This window comes from Cohaesibacter celericrescens (genome assembly GCF_002866925.1).
Lineage (GTDB): Bacteria > Pseudomonadota > Alphaproteobacteria > Rhizobiales > Cohaesibacteraceae > Cohaesibacter > Cohaesibacter celericrescens.
Genome location: NZ_PKUQ01000002.1, coordinates 12481 through 27603 on the forward strand (window position 1 = coordinate 12481; position 15123 = coordinate 27603).

Annotated in this window: 12 protein-coding genes and 1 riboswitch; of the genes, 6 read left to right on the forward strand and 6 right to left on the reverse strand. The window is 50.0% G+C overall.

All coding sequences use genetic code 11. The annotated features are described in order from the left end of the window. Nucleotides 1-210 precede the first annotated feature (210 nt). Nucleotides 211-1920, forward strand: a complete 1710-nt coding sequence (locus tag C0081_RS03225; protein ID WP_101532378.1) for a peptidase U32 family protein — start codon at nt 211-213, stop codon at nt 1918-1920. 48 nt (nt 1921-1968) lie between these two features. Here the strand turns inward: C0081_RS03225 and C0081_RS03230 are convergent, their stop codons facing one another. Continuing rightward, entirely contained in the window at nt 1969-3153 is a 1185-nt protein-coding gene (locus C0081_RS03230; protein ID WP_101532379.1) for a saccharopine dehydrogenase C-terminal domain-containing protein, read from the reverse strand. A gap of 288 nt (nt 3154-3441) precedes the next feature. Beyond that, nucleotides 3442-4599 carry a saccharopine dehydrogenase family protein gene (locus tag C0081_RS03235; protein ID WP_101532380.1) on the reverse strand — a complete coding sequence of 386 codons (1158 nt, stop codon included), beginning with the start codon at nt 4597-4599 and terminating at the stop codon, nt 3442-3444. A gap of 203 nt (nt 4600-4802) precedes the next feature. On the opposite strand from C0081_RS03235, the gene C0081_RS03240 reads away from it, so the two are divergent. From C0081_RS03240 to C0081_RS03250, 3 genes are all read left to right on the forward strand, one after another. Beyond that, nucleotides 4803-6473, forward strand: coding sequence for a formate--tetrahydrofolate ligase (locus tag C0081_RS03240; protein WP_101532381.1), 1671 nt, complete (start codon nt 4803-4805; stop codon nt 6471-6473). A gap of 72 nt (nt 6474-6545) precedes the next feature. Further along, nucleotides 6546-7460: a bifunctional methylenetetrahydrofolate dehydrogenase/methenyltetrahydrofolate cyclohydrolase FolD gene (folD, locus tag C0081_RS03245; RefSeq protein WP_101532382.1), complete on the forward strand. Its 915-nt coding sequence runs from the start codon at nt 6546-6548 to the stop codon at nt 7458-7460. A gap of 81 nt (nt 7461-7541) precedes the next feature. Further along, a complete protein-coding gene (locus C0081_RS03250) occupies nt 7542-7862 on the forward strand; it encodes a DnaJ family domain-containing protein (RefSeq protein WP_101532383.1) in 321 nt (106 codons plus the stop codon). Nucleotides 7863-7920: 58 nt separating this feature from the next. On the opposite strand, the gene C0081_RS03255 is transcribed toward C0081_RS03250, so the two are convergent. Genes C0081_RS03255 through C0081_RS03270 form a run of 4 tightly spaced genes read right to left on the reverse strand, consistent with a single transcriptional unit; the run spans nt 7921 to nt 13111 of the window. Continuing rightward, nucleotides 7921-8535, reverse strand: coding sequence for a sarcosine oxidase subunit gamma (locus tag C0081_RS03255; protein WP_101532384.1), 615 nt, complete (start codon nt 8533-8535; stop codon nt 7921-7923). After that, nucleotides 8528-11539, reverse strand: a complete 3012-nt coding sequence (locus C0081_RS03260) for a sarcosine oxidase subunit alpha family protein (RefSeq protein ID WP_101532385.1) — start codon at nt 11537-11539, stop codon at nt 8528-8530. Before C0081_RS03260 ends, C0081_RS03255 begins: the two co-directional genes overlap by 8 nt. Then, a complete protein-coding gene (locus C0081_RS03265; RefSeq protein ID WP_101532386.1) occupies nt 11536-11847 on the reverse strand; it encodes a sarcosine oxidase subunit delta in 312 nt (103 codons plus the stop codon). The genes C0081_RS03260 and C0081_RS03265 overlap by 4 nt, the downstream gene beginning before the upstream one ends. 13 nt (nt 11848-11860) lie before the next feature. Next, nucleotides 11861-13111 carry a sarcosine oxidase subunit beta family protein gene (locus C0081_RS03270; RefSeq protein ID WP_101532437.1) on the reverse strand — a complete coding sequence of 417 codons (1251 nt, stop codon included), beginning with the start codon at nt 13109-13111 and terminating at the stop codon, nt 11861-11863. A 180-nt stretch (nt 13112-13291) separates the two neighbouring features. After that, a riboswitch (cobalamin riboswitch) is annotated at nt 13292-13505 on the forward strand. A 120-nt stretch (nt 13506-13625) separates the two neighbouring features. Here C0081_RS03270 and C0081_RS03275 point away from each other — a divergent pair. Both C0081_RS03275 and cobW read left to right on the forward strand, forming a co-directional pair. Beyond that, nucleotides 13626-14039 carry a DUF1636 family protein gene (locus tag C0081_RS03275; RefSeq protein ID WP_180966743.1) on the forward strand — a complete coding sequence of 138 codons (414 nt, stop codon included), beginning with the start codon at nt 13626-13628 and terminating at the stop codon, nt 14037-14039. Between the two features lie 8 nt (nt 14040-14047). After that, nucleotides 14048-15118: a cobalamin biosynthesis protein CobW gene (gene cobW / locus C0081_RS03280; RefSeq protein ID WP_101532388.1), complete on the forward strand. Its 1071-nt coding sequence runs from the start codon at nt 14048-14050 to the stop codon at nt 15116-15118. Nucleotides 15119-15123: the final 5 nt, after the last annotated feature.

Consider the following 15123-nt stretch of genomic DNA (forward strand, 5'->3'; position numbering starts at 1 on the left):
CCCCAAAAGACCCTTTCAACTGACGTTAGCGCCATTATGTTTGTTTATTCGAACAGTATAACACAGGCTCATAGAACTGACACGTGTTCCGTTCAAACCACAGCGTAAAAACGTTGCGTTTGATAACAATTTTTGCATACGTGTAAGTGACTGGTCATTGGTCGTTTGTTTTGCTATCACTCACGCTTCATATCGTTCCAGGAGATCCCCATGACCGTCGTTTCCACCCTTCCGAGCAACAAAGCCAAATCTGAGCGCGCTCATCCAATACGCCCTGCTCGATCTGAGCTGTTGATGCCTGCCGGCAATCTCGAAAAGTTGAAAATGGCGGTACTATATGGTGCTGATGCCATTTATCTTGGTACGCCAGATATGTCCCTACGGACCAAGTCCCAAATGACTCTGGAAGATGTGGTTGAGGGTATCGAATTTGCCCATGCACATGGCAAACGGGTCTACCTGACACTCAACCTGTTTTCACATAACAAAGATATCGACAAATTGCCGCAGTATGTCGAGACCGTGCGGAAGGTGAAACCAGACGGGCTGATCGTTGCTGATCCCGGTGTTTTCATGTTCGTAAAGGAGCAAGCGCCCGAGCTGGAGCTGCATGTTTCAACGCAAGCCAATGTGTGCTCTTGGCAGTCGGTGAAATTTTGGGAAAGTCAGGGTGCCAAACTTGTGGTCATGGGGCGCGAAGTGTCTTTTGCTGAGCTGGCCGAAGTGCGTGAAAAATGTGAAGACATCAAACTAGAAGCCTTTGTGCATGGCTCGATGTGCATGACCTATTCTGGTCGCTGCCTGCTTTCCAATTTCATGTCCGAACGAGGCGCCAACCAAGGGTCCTGTTCGAACAGCTGCCGTTGGAAGTATAAAGTGCATATGAAGCTACGCGACGGCACCGTGCGCGAGTTGAAATTATCCGAAGAGAATCTCGAACTGTTTGACTTCTTTTTGGAAGAAGAGCAGCGTCCTGGCGAATTGATGCAAATTGTCGAGGATGAGCGTGGCTCTTACATTCTCAATAGTCGCGATTTGTGCATCATGCCTAAGCTAACCGATTATCTCTCCATCGGCATTGACAGTCTGAAGGTCGAAGGCCGTGGCAAGAGCCCCTATTATGTGGCGGTGGTGGCCAAGGCTTACCGCATGGCAATTGATGATTGGTATGACGATCCGGACAATTGGGATCCTGAAGCCTATATGGAAGAGCTTGCAACGGTACCAAACCGTGGCTACACCCTCGCCTTTCATGATGGTCGCCTCACCAATTATGCTCATGGTTTTGAACATACGGCGACATTTGCAGAATGGGAATTTGCAGGTGTGGTGCGAGAAGTCCGTGCGGATTGTTTCATTGTTGATGTTAAAAACAAGCTTGAAGCAGGCGACGTGATCGAATTTGTGTCACCCTATTTGCGCGCGCCAATCCCCATCCGCCTTTATGAATTTGAAGATGCCAAAAATGGCAAAATACTGGATGTGGTTAATCCCGGCACCAAGCCGGTCATTCGCATTCCCTTCTCGCTGTTTGATCATGAAGACCCGAAAACCCTGATTGAACATGTGCCTGAAATGACAGTGTTGCGCAAAGAACGCGCTCTAACACCGGCTCAATGGGAACGCCTCAAGCATGATGCCGAAGCGCACGATCTGGAGTTGGGTCGCGGTGATGAAGGGCTTTATGAACGTAAGAATGTAAAGCTTCAGGCGGCGATTGATGCCGACCAGAACAAACGGTCAATTAAAAGCCCTCGATTGGGCAAAGAAGGGTGCTGTGGTCGTGGCTGTAACGGCTGTACGATTTTCTGGTACGACGACAAATATGCCAATGCCCGCGAAAAGTTAGCAAGCAACGAACAAGGCAAATTGCTAACCAAGCAGCAGGCGCGGCAAGAAGTGATTAAACAAGTTTCCTAAATCAGATCATAGAATGGGACTGCCAACCAAGGGCAGTCCCATTTTTCATTATTCAGCCGCTTCCAGCTTTGCGGTCATGCAATGGTCGGTGTGATAGATCATATCTCCATGTTCCGCGATAGTTTCCAGCCAAGCGCGGATCATACCGGGATCATTGGGTGCGGCTTGAACCCCCGCATTTAGTTGGCCTTTCAAAATTGCTTCGGCTGCTAGACTAACTGGGATGGAAACCAAGCGGGCCATCGCGCTGTTTTGTGCAGTGCCATAACTGTCGAGACTTTTGGTCTTGTGCCAGACGACACGTCCGTCATGGGATACTTTTAAATCCACCGACAAGACAACCCGGTCCATCTCGCCTTCTTGATAGGAATGATCTGCCCACAATCGGTCGCTCAATGCTGCCAGTTCTTTATCATCGTTATCTGTGGTTTCGATGGTGTCGAACACCGACTTCCATGCATCAGACCAACCATCTAGCCGCAAAGTGCCTCTTACAAATCGGGCGATGGTCCAATCTGTTCCAAATCCATAATCCTGCATAAAGGGCAAGGAATCTCGATTGGGATAGGACTGGAACATTTCCGTCTGGTGCGGCAAGTTCAAGACGTATGGTTCAACTGCATCCCATGGCTTTTCAATTGTGACGATATGATCTTCCAAAATCGCTTTGGCGGGGCTTTTTAGAGCCTTAAGCACTCCCAACGGCGACCAACTAAATTTGTATTTAAAATCGTTAGCAACGGCAGGGAATCCTCCACAATAGGAACGAAAATCGTGGGTATTGTGAGGATCGAAATAAGGGCTTGATCGATAATCATCCATCAAAAGGTGAGCCAGTAAATGATCAACGCCGGGATCAAGGCCGACTTCATTGATGAAGGTGAGATTTTTGTCTTTCGCTTGCTGGTTAAGTGCGGCCATTTCGGAATTGATGTAGGATGACGACACAAAATGCGCGTCTTTTTCCAAACAAAGGCGGGCCATGCTGGTGTGCATATGCGTAGGCAGCATTGATATCACAATATCACCGGGGTGAATTGCGGCTTGCATTGCACCGTCGGTCGCCGCGCAAACGTCAAAATTTCCCGAAAGTCCCTTGGTTGCCAAATATGCTTTGCTTACATCTCGCTCCCAGATTTTGAGAGTATGTTCCTTGGCAATCAATCGCTTTATACCGGGGACAGAAGCGAGACCCGCCCCGACCCAGTGAAATGTCTTGGATTCCGCTTTCATACAGTATTCTCCGGCAATATGTGATCACAGGACAGCTTAAAAACTGTCTTCTAATCAAAGCTTTGCTGGATGTTGGCATGATGGCAAGTGGGTGTAGCACCGTGTTCGGCAGATTGCTGGAGACCGTCCGGTAATTTGAATTTGGTTGGCTTGCCACGAGACACAATGCTGGGCAAACTTGTGTATGACGTGGCTCGACATCTTGGCAGGCATTAAAAAAGCCCGGCAAAACCGGGCCCTTTTGATTTGGTCAAATAAAGGATATCACCAATTTGAGCTGAAGGCCTATCATTCAGCGTGAATTGTCAGATGAAACTGATCACCAATTTTTGTCAGCTCTTTGAACCATGGCAAGATGATTTCAGGGTCGGACGGGGCAGCCTGAACCCCTGGCAACAATTTATCATCCAGAATAGATTCGACTGCGAGACTAACCGGAATCGAAACAAGGCGGGCCATTGCGGAGAAGTCTTCGCTCCCTCTGGCGTCCAGCGCGTAATTTTTATGCCAAACGGTTTGTCCGTCATGGTTGACTTTCAAATCAACAACCAGCACCACCCGATCAGGCTCTTCTTCATCATAAGCATGATCAGTCCAGAGCTGTTCGCTCATTTTGGCCAACTTAGCTTCGCCGTCTTCCCCTGATACTTCATGCTCTACAAAATGGAAAATATCGGCCCATGCATCGGACCAGCCATCCAGTCGCAAGGTTCCGCGTACGAATGTGTGCATGTTCCAATCACTGCCAAAACCGTAGTGCGACATGAAAGGCAAAGAATCGCGGTTTGGATAGGATTGGAAGGTTTCGGCTCCACCGGGCAATGTGACGGAGTAATCTGAAATGGCGTCCCAAGGTTTTTGGGTTTCAACCACTTTGCCATCCAGAATGGCTTTGGCAGGACTCTTGAGGGCCTTCAAAACGCCCAAAGGTGACCAGCTGAATTTGTACCGGAAGGCGTTTGCCACAGCGGGGAACCCACCGCAATAGGACCGGAATTCGTGGCTGTTGTTTGGATCGAAAGCATCACTTTTTTTGTAGTCGGCCATCAACAAATGAGCAAGCAAGTGGTCCAACCCTGGGTCGAGTCCAACCTCGTTAACGAAACAAAGACCGGATGCTTTCGCTTCTTCGTTGAGTCCAGCCATTTCTGGACTGACATAGGAAGAAGAGACAAAATGCGCTTTTGCCTCGAGGCACAATTGGGCGATTTCCAAGTGCATCGTTGCAGGTAGCATGGAAACAACCACATCGCCTGCTTTCAATTCGGCCTTCAGGGCATCGATTGAAAAAGTTCTTACGTAGAAATCACCCAAAAGCCCAACGGTGGCTGCTTCTGCTTTTCTCAGGGTTCTGTTCCACAATGTGACGGGACGTTCGTTATTGATCAGGCGGCGAATACCAGGGACAGAGGACAGCCCAGCGCCAAGCCAATGAATATGTGCCATGTTTATGCTTCCTTTTGTTGATCCTCATATACCAGCATTTGGGCATCAAACAAGGCCGGAATGTATCGTGTTTCCTGTGGTTGGCTGGTTTTTTCTTTTCATTTTGGTGTTATGCACGAGGTAAGGTCTATTTCCTTGTTATGAAGATCAATATCATTAAACATCAATCCATTAGACAGTACGAGTTGAAGGCAGGAAAACAGATGGCGACGGATATAGAAATTGCGCGAGCAGCCACGCTAAAACCGATTGTGGAAATTGGCGCATCCCTGGGCATTCCTGCCACTCATCTTGTTCCCTACGGTCACGACAAAGCAAAATTATCAGCTGGGTTTCTCAAGAGCCTTGCTGATCGTCCTGATGGAAAGCTGATATTAGTAACGGCCATTACACCAACCAGCGCAGGCGAAGGTAAAACCACCACCACAGTGGGGCTGGGAGATGCTCTTAACGCCATTGGCAAAAAGGCATCGATTTGCATTCGCGAAGCTTCTCTAGGGCCCTGCTTTGGCATGAAGGGTGGAGCTGCTGGTGGTGGCTATGCCCAGATTGTACCGATGGAAGACATGAATCTGCATTTTACTGGTGATTTTCATGCAGTCACTTCCGCCAACAATCTGCTTGCAGCAATGATAGACAATCATATTTACTGGGAGAATACACAGAATATTGATGTCCGTCGGATTGTCTGGCGTCGTGTGGCCGACATGAATGATCGCTCGTTGCGACAAATCACCACCTCTCTAGGTGGCGTTAGCAATGGGTTTCCGGCAGAAACCGGCTTCGATATAACCGTTGCATCCGAGGTTATGGCTATTCTCTGCTTATCTGAGGATCTCACCGATCTTCAAAAGAGATTGGGTGATATTATCATTGCCTATCGACGCGATCGCAGCCCCGTCTTCTGCCGCGATATCGGAGCGGATGGTGCGATGACCGTTCTTTTAAAAAATGCCATGCAGCCCAATTTGGTTCAGACGTTGGAAAATAATCCTGCCTTTGTGCATGGTGGTCCCTTTGCCAACATCGCGCATGGCTGCAACTCGGTCGTGGCCACCAAGGCTGCGCTCAAGCTGTCGGATTATGTCGTTACCGAAGCTGGGTTTGGCGCTGATTTGGGGGCTGAGAAGTTCTTTGATATCAAATGCAGAAAAGCTGGCCTTACGCCCGATGCTGCGGTGGTTGTGGCGACCATTCGGGCACTAAAGCTCAATGGCGGAGCGGCAAAAGATCAGCTAGACCAACCCGATTTGGCAAGGCTCACATCGGGCTGTGCCAATTTGGGCCGTCACATCGAGAATGTAAAACAGTTTGGCGTGCCGGTTGTGGTGGCCATCAATCACTTCACCTCTGACAGCGAGGAGGAAATCGCGGCGATCAAAGCCTATGTGGAGGCGACCGGCACAGAGGTTGTGGTTTGCACACATTGGGCTGACGGCTCCAAGGGTGCCTTGGAATTGGCTGAAAAAGTCGTCACGTTGGCAAATGAAGGCAATTCACAATTTGCCCCGCTCTATTCGGATGATCTTGGTCTGTTTGACAAGATCGAAACCATTGCCAAACGGATCTATCGTGCTGAAGATGTTTTGGCTGACACGAAAATTCGCTCACAATTGGACCAATGGGAGCAACAGGGTTATGGCCATTTGCCCATTTGCATCGCCAAGACCCCTTATAGTTTTTCCGCGGATCCTGAGTTGCGAGGAGCCCCCAATGGCCACTCAATCCCGATCCGGGAGGTTCGTCTAAGTGCCGGAGCTGGATTTATTGTGGTTATTTGCGGGGAAATCATGACCATGCCGGGCTTGCCGAGCAAGCCAGCGGCGTTATCAATCCACCTTAATGAAAAGGGTGAGATTGAAGGCCTGTTCTAACCGGTTTATAGGTGTTGTCAGAATCGCAACAAAACGCCCTCAAAATTGCTCCTATCACGACAAGGGAAACACATGACCGCAACAAGAATTGACGGAAAGGCCATTGCTGGAGAACTCAGAGCCAAAATTGCAGTGGAAGCCGAAAAACTTATCAATGAAACAAAGGTTGTACCTGGACTTGCTGTGATAATCGTTGGCGAAGACCCGGCCAGTCAGGTTTATGTGGCATCCAAAGGCCGTGCTGCTAATGAGTGCAATTTTCATTCTGTTCAGCACACATTGGCAGTGGATACCAGTGAAGAGGCTCTGTTGTCTCTTGTCGACGAGCTGAACAATGACATCGCCATTCATGGCATTCTTGTTCAGTTGCCCCTGCCCGATCACATTGACGAGTCCAAAGTACTCAACTTGATTCGTCCTGATAAGGATGTCGATGGCTTCCATCCGATCAACGTTGGTCTATTGACCGCGGGCGAACGGGATAAAGCGATGGTGCCGTGCACACCGGCTGGATCGCTCATTTTGACAAAACGTGTTCTTGGCGATTTGTCGGGCAAGACGGCCGTTGTGGTTGGTCGCTCTAACATCGTCGGCAAACCAATGGCGGCATTGCTTTTAGCGGAGAGTTGCACTGTAACAATCGCTCACAGCCGCACCAAGGATTTGCCTGCCGTGGTGCGCGGTGCTGATATCGTGGTTGCAGCTGTTGGACGACCGCAAATGGTCAAAGGCGATTGGATCAAGGAAGGTGCTTGTGTGATCGATGTGGGGATCAACCGCATTCCTGCGCCAGAACGGGGCGAAGGCAAAACGCGTTTGGTCGGTGATGTTGACTATGACAGTGCAGTTGAACGCGCCGGATTTATTACGCCCGTACCCGGTGGCGTCGGCCCCATGACCATTGCCCTCTTGATGGCAAACACACTGACGGCTGCACGTAGAACTGCTGGTTTGGATGATCTGGACTATGCTTCCCTGTTGGGATGATGTTGGAATTGTGTTGATTGAAATTTGCAAGCTTTGATCCTATAATAATAGAAGGATCAAACCGGTCTGATGGAGTGAATTATGTCCAAGAACGATGTCACTGAATATCTTATCGCCAAGATTAAAACTGATGGTCTGCTAGACGGCTATAAACGGGCTCGCAAGCCCAAACCACCCAAACAGAGCGATGACACCTTCATGAAAGCCGGTTACAGAATTTTGGAAGAAACCGGTGCTCTTCCGCGTGAAATCGAGCTGAAAAAAGCGATTGCCGAACAGTATGAAGCTCTGCATGCGGCTCAAACCGCAGAAGAAAAAGAAGAGCAGTTCCGTAAGCTTGCTGAATTGCAAATGGTGCTTGGCGTTGAACAGGATGCCCGCCGTAAATTTTACACGGACTAGACTTTCTCGCACTGTATCTATTTTTGACCCCGCCTTTTTACAAAAGGCGGGGTTTCTTTTATGCTTGTTCGTCTGTGCTGATAAATTCCCTCATCGCGTCAAGTATATAAGAGGCGCAATAGTCCGCAAATGAGCTGCGTACAAACAGGTAAAACTCCGGCTGTTTGGATCTTTGCCAAAAGATCACTTGGCAGCGACCATACAGTGAGGAAGCGCATTGGCCCTTATGCCAATGACGCGGGTGGAAGTCCAGCATGGCCCCTTTGTTCAGAACTGCCCAGCTATCAGCTCCCGACAAAGACAGGACTGTTCGGTTGTCCGAAACATCAACAACCGTGAACACCACATCTGACAGCATAACTTTCAACGTGGATATAAGACGGTGAGACTCTGTTTCTTTTGAAACAATCAGCCACTCATCAGGCCCTAGCCACAAAGCGGCGATATCACCTTTTTCAGCAACGCTGTTTGGTTTGGTTGGTAAGGCAATGCCGATTGCTTTTTTGGTGCCAGCCAGAAAAGCCTTGTCGTTGCCATCGCCGCGTAAATTCAATTGCGTGAGGTTTGGTATCTCGGCCAGCAAAATACGATCGCTCGAGGCGGCCAAAAAATCTTGCGCTTTATGCTGCAGCGGAGACTGTGCCGTCAATATTTCTGTCGTGGGCTCAGCCATCGCGCTGCACTCCTTCTTTGTCGTAAAAGATCGGGTCGACCACTGTCACTTTTTGCCAGTTGCCTAGAGAATAGCTGTGCAATTGTTCGCCCTTACGTTTGAAGCCATCTTTGATGACAGCCAACGCGATTGAATGACCAAGAGCGGCACTCCAGTAGCTGGATGTGACATGGCCGAGCATCGGAATGGGTGTTGCTGCGTCCGGATTTAATAAAATTTGCGCGCCTTCATCGAGCACAAAAGTGGGATCTTCGGTCATCAAGCCCACGAGCTGTTTTCGATCGGTGCGCACAGTGTCTGGGCGTGAATGAGATCGCTTGCCAATGAAGTCTTTTTTCTTTTTGGATACGATCCAATCCATGTCCATATCTTGTGGCGTCATCGAGCCATCGGTGTCTTGACCAACGATGATAAACCCTTTTTCTGCCCGAAGAACATGCATCGCCTCGGTACCATAGGGCGTGATGTCAAATGGTTTGCCAGCTTGGAGAACCCTATGCCAAAGAGCCAGCCCGAAACGGGCGGGTACGTTGATCTCAAACGCCAACTCTCCGGTGAAGGAAATGCGGAATATTCTCGCTTCGATGCCACATATAGTCATCTGCCTGAAGGCCATAAAGGGGAAAGCTTCCGATGACCAGTCGGCATCGGGCTTGAGCGCCTTCATAACATCACGCGCCATTGGACCATTGATAGCGATTGTCGCCCATTGTTCCGTCACCGATGTGCAATAGACTTCAAGCTCGGGCCATTCTGTCTGAAGATAGTCCTCCAGATGGTCCATCACATGGGCTGCGCCACCGGTTGTTGTGGTCATGTGGAAATGATGATCGGCAAGGCGTGCCGTGACGCCATCATCCATGATCATGCCATCCTCACCGCACATAATGCCATAACGGCACTTGCCAACACCGAGTTGTAAAAAGGCATTTGTATAGAGGCGATTGATGAACTCGGCAGCGTCTGGCCCTTGGATATCGATTTTGCCCAAGGTTGACGCGTCCATCATGCCAACACCATTGCGCACTGCAAGGCATTCTCGATTAACGGCAGCCTTCATGTCTTCCTCGCCTTGAGCATAGAACCAAGGTCGTTTCCATTGGCCGACATTTTCAAATGTGGCACCCATTGACACATGGGCCTTGTGAAGGGGTGTTGTGCGCACGGGGTCAGACAATTCACCAATATTGCGACCGGCAAGAGCGCCGAAGGTGACAGGTGTATAGGGAGGACGGAAAGTGGTGGTGCCTGTTTCCGGTATGGTCGCGTTGGCGGTGTGTGCCAAAATTGCGAGACCGTTGATGTTGCTGGTTTTGCCTTGATCAGTCCCAAACCCTGTCAGCGTATAGCGCTTCATATGTTCGACGGATTCAAAGCCCTCACGGGCTGCAAGTTGAATATCGGAGGCAGTTGTATCGTTTTGGAAGTCGACAAAGTGCTTTTCTTTGCCCTGCCCCACCGGCATTTCGGATGGCACCAGCCAGCAGGCTTGGGGCAAGTCGAGTTGTGGTTCAACGACAGCATAGCGACGCGCAGATTTGCGCGTTGCAAAACCGGTTTCTAGCGCCGCCTTGACGCCTTCCCGACTGGCCGAACGCAGTGTTTCAGCAAGGGAAAACTCCCCATTGGCAGCGCCAATGCAAACGCTGTCTTTCTGCGTATAACGATCAGGAATGAATGCCGCTTTATCATCACTAAATTCCAGTTTTCCACCTGATTGGCTAAACAGATGAACCACGGGGCTCCAACCACCAGACATCATCAGGATATCGGCTTCAAGTCGCTGGGGTTTTCCGGTCAATAGTTCACCGTCCCAAGTGGCAACATCGACACCCTTAAAGTGTTTTGCTCCGTGGGTTTTGGTGACAACGCAGCCTGAGAGCAATCGAATGCCTGCTTCATAGACCTCACGCACCAATGGCCCTTCTGGGGATTGTCGCGTGTCTATAACTGCGACCAAATCTCCTCCGGCCTTACGGTAATCAAGTGCGGCTTCATACGCTGCGTCGTTGTTAGCAAACAGAATGGCGCTCTTTCCCGGCAAAACAGCATACCGATTGACATAGGTCTGCACTGCTCCCGCCAACATAATTCCGGGGCGATCATTATCTGCAAAGACCAAGGGGCGCTCGTGCGCTCCTGTTGCCAAAATGACCTTTGAGGCACGGATGTGCCAAAGACGTTGGCGCGTGTTGGATGGACTGGAGGCATCTGACAGATGATCCAGTCGTTTTTCAATCGCCATCAGGTAATTTTGATCAAAATAGCCGAACACAGTGGTGTTTGGCAAAAGCGTAGTCTCTTTGTTCTGGGCAAGCTCTGCACCCACATCCTGTAGCCATGCTGCCGATTGTTTGCCATTTATGGCCCTGTTGTGGCTAAGCAGTGATCCACCCATTTCACTTTGTGCATCAGCGAGGAGGACGCGTGCCCCGTTGGCGGCAGCGTCCCGCGCAGCAGCTAGTCCTGCAGGACCGGCACCAACCACAAGCACATCAACATGTTTGTGAATATGGTCATAGTGATCGGGATCTGGTGCCGTTGGTGCTTTGCCTAGGCCCGCCGCGTTGCGGATCAGTGGCTCAAAAAAATGGTGCCAGAGAGTTCGGGATCCGAACATGGTTTTATAATAAAAGCCCGCCGCCATAAATCGATTCAAAAGACCATTGATTGATTTTAAATCATAATTCAGCGACGGCCAGGCATTGACAGAATGGGCAATCAGCCCGGGATGCAGCACAACTTCGGTTGCTTTTGGGTTTGGTTCAGTCCTATTCGCGACATGGAGCTGCACAATTGCGTTTGGCTCTTCTGGGCCCGCCGTCATGATGCCACGCGGTCGTGCATATTTAAACGATCTGGCTACCAAGTGAATGTCATTGGCCAACATCGCCGATGCCAGAGTGTCCCCTTCATATCCATAATAATAGGAACCATCGAAGCGAAAACGTATGGGACGTTCACGGTTGATGCGGCCACCCTTTGGAAGTCGATTGATAGTCATATGTCACGGCCTCCGGATTTTCGCTTCTTGAGATCGTTCAACGTGGGTTGTTCGCCGACTTTATAGGAGCCAAGAATGGTGTGATCGGCGGTGTTGCGCACGACGTTAAACCAACGCCTGCAGCCTTGAGCATGCAACCAGCGTTCGCGCGATGCCCCCTTTTTGTTTGAACGCATAAAAAGGAAATCGGCCCATTGCTCATCAGACAGAGCATGAGGGTCTTCCGGTCTGGCGCGGTGCGCCTCGCCACCGTAAGAAAACTCGGTCTCGTCACGTTCGCCGCAATAAGGACATTTGATCTTCAGCATTTAAATCCCTTTCCTAATGTGCGACGCCAGCTGCGCCATGCTCGTCGATCAGATGGCCGGTGGTGAAACGATCGATTGAGAATGCGGCATTTAATGGGTGCGGCTCGTCCTTTGCTATTGTGTGTGCATAGACGAGGCCTGAAGCTGGAATAGCCTTGAAGCCGCCTGTTCCCCAGCCGCCATTGAGATAGAGGTTTTGCACTGGCGTTTTAGAGATGATGGGGCAGGCATCAGGACATGTATCGACAATGCCACCCCAAGTACGCATCAGCTTAAGCCTTGAGAAGATGGGAAATAATTCTAAAAGTGCCCCGATTTGATGCTCGATGACGTGGAATGACCCTCGCTGGGCATAGGAATGATAGGCGTCGATGCCAGCACCGAGCACCAGCTCGCCTTTGTCGGATTGACTGACATAAACATGCACGGCATTGGACATAACCACCGTATCTAGCACGGGCTTGATTGGCTCTGACACCATGGCTTGCAACGGATGGCTCTCGATAGGCAATCGCAAACCGGCCATATCGGCTAACACAGAAGAATGGCCAGCCACGCAAATGGCTACTTTTCCTGCGTTGATTGTGCCTTTGGTGGTTTCGACTCCGGTGACGCGGCCTTTATCTCGGTTGATACCTGTCACTTCGCAATTCTGGATGATATCGACACCTTTGGTATCAGCTGCTCTTGCATAGGCCCAAGCAATGGCATCATGCCGGGCGGTTCCGCCGCGTTTTTGCAAAGATGCGCCCAGAACAGGATAGCGGGTGTCTTTGGATGTGTTAATGATAGGACAAAAGTCTTTGACCTCATCGGCGTCAAGCCAGTCAGCGTCAATGCCGTTTAGCTTGTTGGCATTGATGCGCCTTTTTGTGTCCCTGACATCCTGAAGCGTGTGCGCCAAATTCATCACACCGCGTTGGCTGAGCATAATGTTGTAATTGAGGTCTTTGGACAGGCCTTCATAAAGTTGAAGCGATTTTTCATATAGGTGGGCGGCTTCATCCCATAGATAATTGGAGCGTATAATCGTGGTGTTTCGACCGGTATTGCCTCCCCCTAACCAGCCTTTTTCTAAAACAGCAACATTTGTAATGCCGTGTTCCTTTGCCAGATAGTAGGCCGTGGCAAGTCCATGGCCACCACCTCCAATGACAATGACATCATACTGTTTCTTCGGCGCGGGGCTGCGCCATTGGCGGGGCCAGTCGCGATTGAAATTTAGGGCATTTCTGGCAAGGGAGACAACAGAAAATCGCATAATTACTTCCACGGGTTGATTGCAGAACCGTCTTTGGGCGGTTTTATGTAGAATCGCATATTGAGCATGTTCAATATCCACTATCGAAACGGAGCATAGCGACAAAATCAAGTCAGTCTGTACCGAATTCAGCTCTTTTGGTTGATACTGCAAAGCTAGATTGACAAGCGAGATGCAATCGCGCACAAATGTGGCTCGATTGGTTCTGCTCTGACAAGCTGTTGGAGAAGATGAAAAGGGAACATGGTGCGGATGACCCAACTCGGGGCCAAAACCATGGCTGCCCCCGCAACTGTAAGCGGATTGCCTCTTTGATTGACCACTGAACATACTGTTCGGGAAGGTGAAGAGGTGTCAAACCGTGAGCCAGGAGACCTGCCAAGCGACAATTTTCACGACCGGTCGGGGTGTATCGGAAGGTGTTGCAAGCTTATTTGCTTCCCCTATTGCTATGCTCCCACCGCACTGTCATTTGCAGAAGGCCCAACATAGGCCGCTTTCTGTTCAGGGAGATTTCATGGTTGAAAAGACTGGTGTTCTACAGGTTTGTGTAACATGCAAACGAGTCCCCCTTCCCGGCCAAGAGGTTCCAGATGGCCCGCCTGATGGACAAGCCTTGTTTGAAGCCCTACAAGACGCCTGCGCCAAACGCCCCGACCTTGATGGGCAAATCGCAATCACTCCCGTTGAATGCATGAATGGCTGTCAGTTGGCCTGCACCGTGGCAATCCGAGCCGATAACAAATATAATTTTGTTATCGGAAAACTGGATTCAAGTGCAGAAAAAATTGATGACCTGCTGAACTTTGCACAAAGCTTTGTAGACTCAGAAAATGGCTTGCCCCCTTGGCGCGACAGGCCCGTACACATCCGAAAAAACACGTTGGTGCGCCTGCATCCCGTTTCCTCCCAATCCATCATCCAAGACTAAGGCTTGTCATGACTTTTACTCCTCCCTCCGTTGGTAAAAAAATTCCGGCAACTGTGGTGACCGGCTTTTTAGGTGCTGGTAAAACAACGCTCATTCGTAATCTTATCGCGCAGGCCGGTGACAAGAAAATCGCCCTCATCGTCAATGAATTTGGCGATATGGGATTTGACGGTGACTTGCTAAGCGATTGTGGCAATCCTAACTGCACCGAAGACGATGTTGTTGAACTTAAAAATGGCTGTATTTGTTGTACTGTGGCGGATGAGTTTTTGCCAACGATGGAAATGCTGATCGCTCGTGAACCTCGTCCGGATCACATTGTCATTGAAACCTCAGGCCTTGCGCTGCCTCAACCTCTGGTTCAGGCTTTCCAGTGGCCCAGTGTGCGTGCGTCCGTTACAGTGGACGGTGTGGTGACGATTGCCGATGCATCGGCGTTGAGCGAAGGGCATTATAGCCAAAATGAAGATGCCATCGCCAAACAACGCGCGCTGGATGACAATTTAGACCATGAAAGCCCCATTGATGAATTGTTTGCTGATCAACTAAAATGTGCTGACATGGTTGTTATCTCCAAAGCAGACTTGGTCGATGCAGATGGCATTGCCCGCGTTGAAGCACTGATTGGTGAACATGCGCGTAAAGGCGTCAAGCTGATCCATTCCAGCAATGGTAATGTGTCCGCAGCCGTCCTTCTGGGGTTAGACTCTGAAGCGGAACAAGATTTAGATAGTCGCAAAGCAGCCCATGACCACCATCATCACGACGATGAGGAAGACGATCACGACCATGACCATAATCACCACCATGATGATTTTCATTCGGTTGTGGTAATGCCACGTATCTTTGCTTCTATGGATGAAATGAAATCTTCAGTCGAATCCTGTCTGGCACAAGCAGGTATTTTACGTGTCAAAGGGTATGCGGCGATCGAAGGCAAAAAGGCACGCGTCGTGGTGCAAGCCGTGGGCCGTCGTGTGGACTGTTGGTTTGACACCGCTAGCAATGATGCAACGGGGCTTGTTGTGATTGGCCTGAAGGATTTTGATCAGTCCGCCGTTGAATACAAACTGGTGTAACAGAG

Bases quoted from the DNA above. Each gene is read 5' to 3' on its own strand.
- C0081_RS03275 (WP_180966743.1), top strand. From the start codon at position 13,626: ATGGTTGAAAAGACTGGTGTTCTACAGGTTTGTGTAACATGCAAACGA.
- cobW (WP_101532388.1), top strand. From the start codon at position 14,048: ATGACTTTTACTCCTCCCTCCGTTGGTAAAAAAATTCCGGCAACTGTG.
- folD (WP_101532382.1), top strand. From the start codon at position 6,546: ATGACCGCAACAAGAATTGACGGAAAGGCCATTGCTGGAGAACTCAGA.
- C0081_RS03240 (WP_101532381.1), top strand. From the start codon at position 4,803: ATGGCGACGGATATAGAAATTGCGCGAGCAGCCACGCTAAAACCGATT.
- C0081_RS03250 (WP_101532383.1), top strand. From the start codon at position 7,542: ATGTCCAAGAACGATGTCACTGAATATCTTATCGCCAAGATTAAAACT.
- C0081_RS03265 (WP_101532386.1), bottom strand. From the start codon at position 11,847: ATGCTGAAGATCAAATGTCCTTATTGCGGCGAACGTGACGAGACCGAG.
- C0081_RS03260 (WP_101532385.1), bottom strand. From the start codon at position 11,539: ATGACTATCAATCGACTTCCAAAGGGTGGCCGCATCAACCGTGAACGT.
- C0081_RS03235 (WP_101532380.1), bottom strand. From the start codon at position 4,599: ATGGCACATATTCATTGGCTTGGCGCTGGGCTGTCCTCTGTCCCTGGT.
- C0081_RS03255 (WP_101532384.1), bottom strand. From the start codon at position 8,535: ATGGCTGAGCCCACGACAGAAATATTGACGGCACAGTCTCCGCTGCAG.
- C0081_RS03225 (WP_101532378.1), top strand. From the start codon at position 211: ATGACCGTCGTTTCCACCCTTCCGAGCAACAAAGCCAAATCTGAGCGC.
- C0081_RS03230 (WP_101532379.1), bottom strand. From the start codon at position 3,153: ATGAAAGCGGAATCCAAGACATTTCACTGGGTCGGGGCGGGTCTCGCT.